General features: G+C 68.4%; 7 protein-coding genes. 1 reads left to right on the forward strand and 6 read right to left on the reverse strand.

The features are described from left to right. From VN419_RS07640 to VN419_RS07655, 4 genes are all read right to left on the reverse strand, one after another. The coding region (locus VN419_RS07640) for an HDOD domain-containing protein (RefSeq protein ID WP_325646131.1) at nucleotides 1-1,484 on the reverse strand (1,484 nt) is incomplete at its 3' end. An 11-nt stretch (nucleotides 1,485-1,495) separates the two neighbouring features. After that, nucleotides 1,496-2,464, reverse strand: a complete 969-nt coding sequence (locus VN419_RS07645) for a polyprenyl synthetase family protein (RefSeq protein WP_325646133.1) — start codon at nucleotides 2,462-2,464, stop codon at nucleotides 1,496-1,498. Nucleotides 2,465-2,469: 5 nt separating this feature from the next. Next, nucleotides 2,470-3,234: a futalosine hydrolase gene (mqnB, locus tag VN419_RS07650; RefSeq protein WP_325646135.1), complete on the reverse strand. Its 765-nt coding sequence runs from the start codon at nucleotides 3,232-3,234 to the stop codon at nucleotides 2,470-2,472. 10 nt (nucleotides 3,235-3,244) lie between these two features. Next, on the reverse strand, nucleotides 3,245-4,567 hold the full coding sequence (locus VN419_RS07655; protein WP_325646137.1) for a nucleotide sugar dehydrogenase: 1,323 nt from the start codon (nucleotides 4,565-4,567) through the stop codon (nucleotides 3,245-3,247). Between the two features lie 83 nt (nucleotides 4,568-4,650). Between VN419_RS07655 and VN419_RS07660 the strand changes: the two genes are divergently transcribed. Further along, nucleotides 4,651-4,851, forward strand: coding sequence for a DUF2065 domain-containing protein (locus VN419_RS07660; protein ID WP_325646139.1), 201 nt, complete (start codon nucleotides 4,651-4,653; stop codon nucleotides 4,849-4,851). Between the two features lie 36 nt (nucleotides 4,852-4,887). Here VN419_RS07660 and VN419_RS07665 read toward each other — a convergent pair whose 3' ends face one another. Together VN419_RS07665 and VN419_RS07670 are read right to left on the reverse strand one after the other, a co-directional pair. After that, nucleotides 4,888-5,805: a ubiquinone/menaquinone biosynthesis methyltransferase gene (locus VN419_RS07665; RefSeq protein WP_325646141.1), complete on the reverse strand. Its 918-nt coding sequence runs from the start codon at nucleotides 5,803-5,805 to the stop codon at nucleotides 4,888-4,890. A 3-nt stretch (nucleotides 5,806-5,808) separates the two neighbouring features. Next, nucleotides 5,809-6,000 carry a hypothetical protein gene (locus VN419_RS07670; RefSeq protein WP_325646143.1) on the reverse strand — a complete coding sequence of 64 codons (192 nt, stop codon included), beginning with the start codon at nucleotides 5,998-6,000 and terminating at the stop codon, nucleotides 5,809-5,811. Nucleotides 6,001-6,159 lie beyond the last annotated feature (159 nt).

Genomic DNA, 6,159 nt, shown 5'->3' on the forward strand with positions numbered 1-6,159 from the left:
ACAAAGTTCTCAAATTCTGCGCTGGTCTCACCAGGCAGGCGCAGAGTGAGCAACTCGCCCAAGAGCCGTCCCTTGGCCGGGGTGTCCAGGCTCAGGTACTCGTCCAGCTTGCGGTTGCCCTCAAGCACCCTGCCCGCGCCATCCAGCCGGGCCACGCCGATGGGGATCTTGTCAAAGGCCAGGGCCTTCTCCTCCAGCACGGCCTGGCGGGCGCTGTAGTGCTCAAAGCCCTGGCCGAAGAAACGCAGGTAGAGCGCCAGGTTATCCAGTTCCTCCTTGGGCAGGTTGGCCTCGCCCAGGCGCAGTTCGCCCAGGCGCACGCCGGAGGAACTGATCTCCAGCCCCTGTGTGCGCAGGCGCCAGGGCAGGTTCTGGGGCTGGTGCAGCCCCTCTGCGCGCTCCAGCACGCCCTGGGGGGTCAAGTGGAACAGGCGGAAGCCCTCGCCATGAGGCGACTTGAGGGCCACGTCCCAGCTCTTCACGTCCCAGTTGAGCTTGATGTGCTTGCCCAGCACCCGCGCCACGGAAGAAAGCCCGCCCTCGGCGGTCAGAAGGTCCATGCTGAGGAAGCAGTAGCCCTGCATGGCCTTGACCGAGTGGCGGTAATAGGGGCGGTTCTCCTCGCCCTCGGTGATGCCGAGGGACGTGAGCATGGAGCGGAACTTGCCCAGGCACTCCGCGCGCAGGCTGTCCACCTCGCGCTCGGAAAGGCCCAGCACGGTGCGCAACAGGCCCTCGAACTGCACCACGCCGAAAGGCCCGCTCGAATGGCCCAGCTCCATTTCCGACCACTGTGTGGCCAGGATGACAGCCTGGCTGAGCGGATTCTGGTCGGCCAGGGAATCCATGGCGTGGTGGCTGCGCACGCTGTCGCACATCTCGGCCGGAATGCCCCAGCGCACCAGCAGCATCTGCGAGAGCGCGCCGTGGTGCATGCCCCAGGCCTCCGCCTCGCGCGCAAGCTGGCCCTTGGCCAGCACGGTCATGCGGTCGCGCTGGTCCGGCTCGGACAAGAATTCCTTGGCCGCGCAGCGCAAAAACAACAGCGACACGTCCTTGAGCAGGCAGCACAGGTAGGCCTGGTCGGCCAGTTGCGGGCACAGTTTCTGGGCCAGCAGCTCCGCGGCGATGGACGACCAGACAATGAGCCGCCAGTCGGGATAGAAATCGTAGTGGCAGTCCGGGAAGCCGTGCTCCAGGTCCTTGTGCAGGGTCATGGAGACGGCCACCTTGAGGATCTCGCGGCTGCCCAGCACCAGCGCGGCGCGGTGCAGGTCCGTCACCTTCTGGGGCAGGCCGTAGAAGGCGGAATTGACGAGATTCAGGACGGTTGTGGCCAGGGCCGGGTCGAGCCGGATGGTTTCGCTCATGACGGCGAAGTCCGGCTCCGGCTTGATCGCCTCCTGCATCAGCCGGAGCATCACCGGCGACAGGGAGATCTTCTGGAGCAGATGCGGCGAGTTGAGCAGCAGATTCCCGGCCATCGGCCCCCCGGTCACTTGCGTCTGGTGAGGACGTACTCCGCGGCCTGGGCCAGGACCACGCGCTCGGGCGTTTCCGGCAGCGCGGCAAGGGCCGCAAGCGCCGCATCGACATAGCCGCGCGCCGCCTCGCGGGTCTTCTCCGCCAGACCTTTTTCCCGTACTTCCGCCACTATGCGCGAGGCCTCAACCTCGGTCAACCGCTTTTCCCGCAGGCTGGCCAAAAGCTCCCGGGCCTCGGCCTCGGGCAGGCTTTCCAGGTGCAGGATGAGCGGCAGGGTCATCTTGCCCTCGCGCAGATCGCCCCCGGCGGGCTTGCCCATCTCGCTCTCGGAGATGGTGTAGTCCAGGGCGTCGTCCACCAGCTGGAAGGCGATGCCCAGGTTCAGGCCGAAGTCTCCTGCCAGGTCCTCCAGGGCGCGGTCGCGGCTGGCCAGACCCGCCCCGCAACGGCAGGCGGTCTCGATCAGCCGGGCGGTCTTGCCGATGATGATGTCCATGTAGGCCTTGCGGTCCACCGTGGGCCGGGCCGTGTGCGCCAGCTCCAGGATCTCGCCCTCGGCCGTGGCCATGATGCCCCGCGCCAGGAGCGCGTTCAGCCGGGGGATGTCGTAGTCCGCGCCCAGCTTGTTGGCCAGCGCCAGCAGCACGTCGCCCGCCAGGATGGTCTCGGTTATGCCGAAGGCCACGTGGGCGCTGGTCTTGCCCCGGCGCGTCTCGGCCTGGTCCAGCACGTCGTCGTGCAGAAGCGTGGCCGTGTGCAGCATCTCAAGCGCGCAGGAGATGGGCAGCATGTCGTCGGCCTTGTGGCCCATGGCGCGGGCAAAGAGGATGGTCAGCATGGGCCGGATGCGCTTGCCGCCGGAGAGCAGCACATGGCGCGCGACCTCGCGCACCAGTCCGTCAAGCGTGTCCGCCTCCGCCGCGAGGAAGGCGTTGATGCCGGGAATCTCCCGGGCGAAATAGGCGCGCATTTCGTTCATGCCGTTCACGTCCGCTGTTGGGGGTTCTGAACAGGCCCCGCCGTGGGGGCCAGAAAATTTTGCGCCGCAACGCCCAGGGCGGCCAGGGCTCCGGGCAGGTCCCAGCCTGCGGGCGGGCGGGCGCCAACTGGGTTGGACACCGTGCGCAGCTCCGCGAAGGGCAGGCCGACACGCTCCGCGGCGTAGGCCATGGCGAAGCCTTCCATGTTCTCCAGCCCGGCGTCGAAGCGCTCGTGCAGCGCCTTGGCCCGCTCCGGGTCGGCGCTCACGCCGCTCACGGTGAGGCTGTGCGCGCAGAAAAGTCCGGCGGGCGCGAGGCCCATGCGCCGGGCCACGCCCGGGCCGTCCCACTCCAGACGCTCAAAGATCGCGCCCGGCGCGGCCGCCTTGGCGCCGTTCAACGAAAATCCCAGGGCCCGCGCATCGGCCGCGCACTGGCCGGAAAACAGCAGGCCGTACTCCGGCCAGGTCTCGCGCTCCACCAGCCGCGCACAGCACAGCGGGTGCGCCTCCAGGTCGAAGCTGCCCGCCACGCCCAGGCAGACCACCCCATCGGCCCCTGTCCCGTCTGCCCTTGTCCCTTCGGCGCGGGCCTGCTCCAGCGCCCGGCCCAGGGCCAGGGCCGCGTTGACCACGCCCACGCCCGTCACCAGGGCCAGCATGTGCCGCCCGTACGCCGAGGCCGCGAAAAGCTCGCCCTGCCGCGCCTGCACCCTGATCCCAAGGGCGGCGGAGAGCTCCAGGCCCGTGGCGGCGGCGACCAGCAGCATCCGGCGCTTCCTATAGCCGCCAGAGGTCGAAGCCGCTCGCGGCCGCCTTGGCCGGGTCGAAATGCCCCTTCACGTCCAGCACCAGCGGCGCGGCCCCGGCGCGGAACCAGCCGCGCAGTTCGTCGAAGCCGTAGGCCGCGTATTCCTTGTGGGCCACCGCCAGCACCAGGGCGTCCAGGCCGCGCAGGCTCTCCAGCGGAGAAAGCTCGATGCCGTACTCGTGGCGCGCCTCGTCCGGGTCGGCCATGGGGTCGGCGGTCAGCACCTCGATGCCGTACTCCTCAAGCTCGCGCACCACGTCGATGACCTTGGTGTTGCGCAGGTCGGGCACGTTCTCCTTGAAGGTGAAGCCCAGCACGCCCACGCGCGCGCCCTTGACCTTGACGTCGGCGGCGATGAGCTTCTTCACGCAGGTTTCGGCGATGAACTTGCCCATGCCGTCGTTGATGGCGCGGCCGGCCAGGATGACCCGGGGCGAGAAGCCCAGGGCCTGGGCCTTGAAGGTCAGGTAGTACGGGTCCACGCCGATGCAGTGGCCGCCCACCAGACCCGGCCGGAAGGGCAGAAAGTTCCATTTGGTGCCCGCGGCCTCCAGCACTTCCAGGGTGTCGATGCCCATGCGGTCGAAGATCACGGCCAATTCGTTCATCAGGGCGATGTTCAGGTCGCGCTGGGTGTTCTCGATGACCTTGGCCGCTTCGGCCACCTTGATGGTGGAGGCCCGGAAGGTGCCGGCCTTGACCACCGCGCCGTACAGCCCGCAGAGCAGGTCCGCCGTGGGGCCGTCCTGCCCGGCCACCACCTTGGTGATGGTTTCCAGCGTGTGCGCGCGGTCGCCGGGGTTGATGCGCTCCGGCGAGTAGCCCACGAAGAAGCCCTCGCCGCATTTGAGGCCCGAGGTCTCCTCGAGCAGGGGCACGCAGACTTCCTCGGTCAGACCGGGGTAGACGGTGGACTCGTACACCACCACCGCACCGGGGGCGAGGTTGGCCCCGACGGTGCGCGTGGCCCCGATGACGGGCCTGAGGTCCGGGGCGCGGTGCTCGTCGATGGGCGTGGGCACGGCCACGATGATGATGCTGGCGTCCTTCAGCCGCGCGGGATCGCAGGTGTAGGCCACCGTGGCGCTTTTCAGGTCGCCGGGCAGCACTTCGCCGGTGCGGTCGGCCCCTTGGGCCAGCTCGTCCACGCGCTTCTGGGAAATATCGAACCCGATGACCGGGAAGTGGCGCGAAAGGGCCACGGCCAAAGGCAGGCCCACGTAGCCCAGGCCCACGACGGCGACGCTGGCGCGCCCGGCGCGCAGATCCTCAAGACTGGTCTTCAAACCCATGTCGGTTCCTTCCTCGGTTCGGCCCTCGGTCCCTGGCCCGGCGCGCGGTGGACAACCCGCCCCCGCGCGGATACAAGGGGCCCATGAACCTCGACTGGTCGCTATTCTTCATGGCCCTTGGCCTGGCCTTCCTTATGGAGGGCCTGCCCTATTTCATCCTGGCCGAGCGCATGCCCTCGGTGCTCTTGACCCTGGCCAGCCGCCCGCCCCGCGCCCTGCGCGTCCTGGGCCTCACGTCCATCATCCTGGGCGTTTTGCTGGTGGCCCTGGGCCGATCCTTCTAGATCAACGCCCGCCGGGCCCGGCTCGCTCGGCTCTCCCTATTCGCCCGGCTCTCCGTCTTCACGCGGGGGCTTGCCGGGGTCTTCCCTGGTGAAGCAGCGCAACACGGCCTCGCGCTCGGCCCTGGCGGCGGCGGTTTCCCCGCGCGCGCCCGGTATTGCGGAAGCCTGTCCAGACGGCGTTTCGTCCGTCGTTTCGTCCGGCGTTTCGTCCAGCAGTTCGCCCGCCTTTTCCGCCACATGCAGGTACACGATGCCCGAAAGCATGGCAACGTGAAACACGCGCGCATACCCGGCGTCCATAAGCTCCCGCGCCAGCTGGCGCTCGTCCGGGAATTCGCGGATGGTCTCGGCCAGGTAGCGGTAGGCCGCGCGGTCGCCGGAGAAGATGCGCCCAACCGTGGGCAGCACTTTGTCCAGATAGAAATTGTACAGCCCGCCCCACACCTTGCGTCGGCCGGTGCCGAACTCCAGGATGCAGAAGCGGCCGCCGGGCTTGAGGCAGCGCAGCACTTCCTTGTGCGCGGCCATGCGCGGGCGGATGTTGCGGATGCCAAAGGCGATGGTCGCCGCGTCCATGGATTCGCCGGGCAGGGGCAGGTTGCGCCCATCGCCCTGCGCGGGAAGGATGCGCCCCTCCAGGCCGCCGGTGAGCTTGCCCTTGCCCTGCGCCAGCATGGGCAGGGTGTAGTCCACCGCGGCCACGCGGATGCCCGGATACTGCCGGACGAGGGCCAAGGCCACGTCCATGGTGCCCGCGGCCAGGTCGAGCACCACGCCGCCGGGCCGGGGCACGGCCACGCGGGCCAGCCGCCAGCGCCAGTAGATGTCCAGGCCGAGGCTCAGGGTGTGGTTAAGAAAATCGTACCAGCGGGCGATGCGGCCGAACATGGCCGCCACCTGCCTGCCGTGCAGCTGGTCGCGCTGGCTCTGTTCCTGGGAAGTGGGACGCTGCATGGACTAGACGCCTTTCTTCTTCGTCTCCGCCGCATCGGGGTCGCATACGCCGCCGCCCGACACGGTGGTCAGAATCTCGCAATAGATTTCCGAAAAATGCTCGGCAAAGTTCGCCGGAGAGATGCGGCCCACCTCAATGAACTTGACCACGATTTCCTTGGCCACCTGCAGGGCCTGCTTTTCCAGCGAATCCATGCCCGCTCCCTCTGTCTCCGGGCGCGTGGCCCGGCTTGGCTGTGCGAAAAACCCGCCCGGTGGGAAATGGCCGTGACCGCACCACGCGGTGGACCCCGGGCGGGAAAGGGAAAGAAACGGTGAAGCCCCTCCCCCTTTGTTTTATCCGCGCCCCATACC

It is taken from the genome of Humidesulfovibrio sp. (assembly GCF_035560995.1).
Taxonomy (GTDB): Bacteria; Desulfobacterota; Desulfovibrionia; order Desulfovibrionales; family Desulfovibrionaceae; genus Humidesulfovibrio.

Excerpts from the sequence above, each read along its gene's own strand:
- VN419_RS07645 (WP_325646133.1), bottom strand. The coding sequence starts at position 2,464 with ATGAACGAAATGCGCGCCTATTTCGCCCGGGAGATTCCCGGCATCAAC.
- mqnB (WP_325646135.1), bottom strand. The coding sequence starts at position 3,234 with ATGCTGCTGGTCGCCGCCGCCACGGGCCTGGAGCTCTCCGCCGCCCTT.
- VN419_RS07655 (WP_325646137.1), bottom strand. The coding sequence starts at position 4,567 with ATGGGTTTGAAGACCAGTCTTGAGGATCTGCGCGCCGGGCGCGCCAGC.
- VN419_RS07660 (WP_325646139.1), top strand. The coding sequence starts at position 4,651 with ATGAACCTCGACTGGTCGCTATTCTTCATGGCCCTTGGCCTGGCCTTC.
- VN419_RS07665 (WP_325646141.1), bottom strand. The coding sequence starts at position 5,805 with ATGCAGCGTCCCACTTCCCAGGAACAGAGCCAGCGCGACCAGCTGCAC.
- VN419_RS07670 (WP_325646143.1), bottom strand. The coding sequence starts at position 6,000 with ATGGATTCGCTGGAAAAGCAGGCCCTGCAGGTGGCCAAGGAAATCGTG.